This is a genomic window from Variovorax sp. 01T439_2, assembly GCF_056398445.1.
On the sequence record NZ_JBFTPJ010000482.1, the window covers coordinates 1 to 4,461 of the forward strand.

Consider the following 4,461-nt stretch of genomic DNA (forward strand, 5'->3'; position numbering starts at 1 on the left):
AAGGCCACGACGCTGCCGTCGGACTCGGTGCCGTAGACGAAGCCCTCGTCGCCGCTGACGCCCTCGGCGCCCACGGCAGGCTTGCTCCACAGCAGCTGGCCGCGCGCGGTGTCGACGCAGCCGACGTTGGCATAGTAGGCACGGGCGCACACGGTGTCGCCGACGCGGCTCACGCTGCCGGTCAGGTCGACCAAGCGCTCCACGTCGTTGGTGCCGCGCGGCGCCGCAATGGGCGCTTCCCAGCGCGAGGTGCCGTTGGCCGGGTTGATGCCGACCAGCCGGCCACCGATGCCCGAGATCAGCGTATCGCCCACGGCGATCAGCACGCCCGACTTCTTGAGCACGAGGTTTTCGGCCGTGCGCTGCTGCAGCCAGAGGCGGCGGCCACTCTGGCCGTCCCAGGCGCTGATGCTGCGGTCGGCGGTCTGCACGAAGACGCGGCGGCCGGCCACCAGCGGCGCGGTGAAGGCCTGGGCCGAGAGCCGCTGCTTCCACAGGACCTTGCCGCCTTCGATGGCCACGAGTTCGTTGTCGGTGGTGACCACCGCGGCCAGCGAGCCGTCGCTGCCGACGCCGGCTGCGAGCTTGGCGCCCGCATTCGCGCGCCAGGTTTCGCGGCCGGCACGGGCGTCGATGGCGACCACGGTGCCGTCGCTGCCGGCCACGGTGACGATGTCGCCGCTGACGTCGGTGGCCAGCGGGAAGCCCACGGCCGGGATGCGCACGCTCCAGGCCTGGCGCACGCCGAACAACGCGGGGTTGGCGGGCAGTTCGGCCGGCTTGGGCTTGCTGGTGCCCGAGCAGGCAGCCAGCATCGCGGCCAGAACAATGGCCGAACCTGCACGCAGGACGGACGACTCAGGCATGAAACGCTTGAAATTCATAGTGCGATCAGGAATTTTTGGGGGCTGCCGGCGTGACCGTGATCACGGGTGCCAGGCTCTTCGGATCGACGCCGGCGGCGTTGAGCTTGAATTCGACCAGGCGCCGGTAGTCGGACGCCGGGCCAAGGCCGGTCCAGGCCTTGCGGTATTCGGCCTGCGCTTCGGCGCGCTTGCCCTGGGCCATGTAGATGTCGCCCTTGCGGTCGGCCACGAGCGGCTCGAACTCCTTGGGCACGTCGCCGGAGAGCTGCTTGAGCGCTTCGTCGTACGACTTGCTGTCGAGCAGTTCGGCCGCCAGCCGCAGCTTGGCAACGGCCTTGTAGCCCGGATCGACCGCGCTTTGCGCCACCCAGCCGAGCGCGGCGCGCGAGGCCTCGGCGTTGCCCTTCTCGTAGAGCGCCTTGGCGGCCAGGAGGCCCGCCTGCTGCGCGTAGGCGGTGCCGGCGAAGCGTTCCTTCATGTCGCCCAGCACGCGCTGGATGCGCTCCACGTCGCCGGACTGCGTGCTGCGCTCGACCTCGTCGTAGAGGGCCGCGGCCTGCGCCGCCTTGTTGCGCTGGAAATATTGCCAGCCGTTCCAGGCCACGAAGGCCCCGGCCACGAGCAACACCACCCAGGTGATCAGGGTGCCGTAGGTGTTCCAGAAATGCTTGAGCTGGTCGAGCTGTTCCTGTTCGTCGAGATCGAGATGGGTTGCCATGCGTATCAGATGTTGGGAGCCGGGGATTGTAGGGTGGCCGCCCAGGTGGCCACCTCGGCGAGAGGCCGCGCCACCTGTTCGCCACCGCCCTCGCGCAGCGATTTGACCGTGACTTCGCCGCGCGACAGTTCGTCTTCGCCAAAGACCAGCGCATAGCGCGCTCCGCTCGCGTCGGCTTTCTTGAACTGCGCCTTCATGCTGCCGCCGCCCGCATGCTGCAGCACGCTCACGCCGGCGGCGCGCAGCTGCTCGAGCACGGCCATGACCTGCGGCAGCGCGGCGGCCGAGGGCACGATGGCGTACGCCGCGGGCGCCGCGGCGGGGACCGGCAGGCGGAGTTCCTGGATCAGCAGCAGCAGCCGTTCGATGCCCAGGCCGAAGCCGACGGCCGGCGCAGGCTTGCCGCCCATCTGGCCGATGAGGCCGTCATAGCGCCCTCCCCCGCAGACGGTGCCCTGCGAACCGAGCTGGTCGGTGACCCATTCGAAGACGGTCAGGTTGTAATAGTCCATCCCGCGCACCAGGCGCGGGTTGACGCGGTAGGCCAGCCCTGCGGCATCGAGCACGGCGCGCACCGCATCGAAGTGCGCGCGCGACTCCTCGCCGAGGAAGTCCATCAGTTGGGGCGCGGCCTCCACCACGGCCTGCATGGCGGGATTCTTGGTATCGAGGATGCGCAGCGGATTGCTGTGCAGGCGCCGCTGTGCATCGGCATCGAGCACGCCGGCATGCGCCTCGAAATGGCGGATCAGCGCTTCGCGGTGCGCCTGGCGCTCGGCCGGCTGGCCCAGGCTGTTGATCTCCAGGCGCACGTGCTCGCCTTCGGCCAACCCGAGCTCGCGCCAGAGGGCCCGCACCATGAGGATCAGCTCGGCGTCCACGTCCGGGCCGGGAAAGCCCAGCGCCTCGACGTCGAGCTGGTGGAACTGGCGGTAGCGGCCCTTCTGGGGACGCTCGTGGCGGAACATCGGTCCCATCGTCCACAGGCGCAGCGGGCCGTTGTAGAGCGCGTTGTGCTCGACCATGGCGCGCACGATGCCGGCGGTGGCCTCGGGGCGAAGCGTGAGCTTGTCGCCGTTCATTGCATCGGTGAAGGAGTACATCTCCTTCTCGACGATATCGGTCACCTCGCCCAGTCCGCGCACGAACAACGCCGTGGGTTCGACCACCGGCGTCAGCATGTACTGGTAGCCGTAGCGGGCGAGGAGCCCGCGCACCGTCTGCTCGAACCACGACCAGAGGGCCGAATCGGGCAGGCGGTCGATGCGCGGCACGCTCGCCGGCAATATGTCGTTCATGCCTTTGACGGCATTGATCTTGTCAGCCATGGGAGAAAGTGGTCAGGCGACGTCGGCAGCCAGTTGCTGGCCGAAGCGCTTTTGAATGTAGGTTTCGACGAGCTGGTGAAACTCGTTGGCGATATTGTCGCCGCGCAGCGTGAGTGCCTTTTCGCCGTCGATGAAGACCGGGGCGGCGGGCGCCTCGCCGGTGCCTGGCAGGCTGATGCCGATGTCGGCGTGCTTGCTCTCGCCGGGGCCGTTGACGATGCAGCCCATCACGGCCACCTTCAGCTTCTCGACGCCCGGGTACTTCTTGCGCCAGACCGGCATCTGCAGGCGCAGGTAGTCGTCGATCTGCTTGGCCAGTTCCTGGAAGGTGGTGCTGGTGGTGCGGCCGCAGCCCGGGCAGGCGGTGACGCTCGGCACGAACACGCGCAGGCCCAGCGCCTGCAGGATCTCGTTGGCGATCAGCACTTCCTGCGTGCGCGACTCGCCCGGCTGGGGCGTGAGCGACACGCGGATGGTGTCGCCGATGCCCTCCTGCAGCAGGATGGAAAGCGCCGTGGCCGACGCCACCGTGCCCTTGGTGCCCATGCCGGCTTCGGTGAGCCCCAGGTGCAGCGGATAGTCGCAGCGCCTGGCGAGCTCGCGGTAGACCGAGATCAGGTCCTGGACGCCGCTCACCTTGCACGACAGGATGACCTGGTTGCCGGCCATGCCCATCGATTCGGCGAGCTTGGCGGATTCGATGGCCGAGGTGATGAGCGCCTCGTACATCACCTGCTTCGCGTCCCAGGGCTCGGCGCGCTGGCTGTTGGTGTCCATCAGGCTGGCCAGCAGTTCCTGGTCGAGGCTGCCCCAGTTGACGCCGATGCGCACCGGCTTGTTCCAACGCATGGCCGCATCGATCATCTGGCCGAACTGGCGGTCGCGCTTGTCGCCCTTGCCCACGTTGCCGGGATTGATGCGGTACTTGCTCAGCGCCTCGGCGCAGGCCGGATAGTCGGTGAGCAGGCGGTGGCCGTTGTAGTGGAAGTCGCCGATCAGCGGCACGTCGATGCCCATGCGGTCGAGCTGCTCGCGGATGTACGGCACCTGGGCCGCCGCCTCCGGCGTGTTGACGGTGATGCGCACCATCTCCGAACCGGCAATGGCAAGCTCCTTCACCTGGATGGCCGTGCCGACGGCATCGACGGTGTCGGTGTTGGTCATGGACTGCACCCGCACGGGCGCATCGCCGCCCACCGTCACGGTGCGTGGCCCCCAGACCACCTGGGCCTGGCGCGAACGGCGCGCCTTGGGCGCCGCCGATTCGATGGGTTGGGGAGTGCAGTCGGTCACGGTTTCACCTCGAAACGCGCCACGCCGCCGCCGCGCGTGACAGGCTTCAGATCGTAGGGCTTTCCGTGCACCTGCACATCGACCGCCGAAGCGCGCCCCACCACCACCGACAGCGGCAGCGTTCCCGACAATGCCACCGTTTCGCCGGCCTGCAGGCTGCGGCGCAGCAGCTGCTTGCCGCCGGCTTCGGTAACGGTGATCCAGCATTCCTCGCGCGCGACGAAGACCAGCTGCTGGCTGCCGGCAGGTGCCGCAG

5 protein-coding genes are annotated in these 4,461 nt (G+C 68.6%); all 5 read right to left on the minus strand.

The window, feature by feature from the left end:
* A partial coding sequence (locus AC1DOC_RS20985) for an outer membrane protein assembly factor BamB (RefSeq protein WP_478130415.1) occupies nt 1-884 on the minus strand: 884 nt, incomplete at its 3' end.
* Nucleotides 885-891: 7 nt separating this feature from the next.
* Complete coding sequence (locus AC1DOC_RS20990; RefSeq protein WP_012747308.1) at nt 892-1,584, minus strand: YfgM family protein; 693 nt, start codon at nt 1,582-1,584, stop codon at nt 892-894.
* A gap of 5 nt (nt 1,585-1,589) precedes the next feature.
* Nucleotides 1,590-2,912 carry a histidine--tRNA ligase gene (gene hisS / locus AC1DOC_RS20995; protein WP_012747307.1) on the minus strand — a complete coding sequence of 441 codons (1,323 nt, stop codon included), beginning with the start codon at nt 2,910-2,912 and terminating at the stop codon, nt 1,590-1,592.
* 12 nt (nt 2,913-2,924) lie between these two features.
* The gene (gene ispG, locus AC1DOC_RS21000; protein ID WP_478084296.1) at nt 2,925-4,205 is read right to left on the minus strand and encodes a flavodoxin-dependent (E)-4-hydroxy-3-methylbut-2-enyl-diphosphate synthase; all 1,281 of its coding nucleotides are present in this window, start codon (nt 4,203-4,205) and stop codon (nt 2,925-2,927) included.
* Nucleotides 4,202-4,461 (minus strand): DUF4115 domain-containing protein (locus tag AC1DOC_RS21005; RefSeq protein ID WP_478130416.1); only part of this gene is annotated, 260 nt, incomplete at its 5' end. The genes ispG and AC1DOC_RS21005, both read right to left, overlap by 4 nt.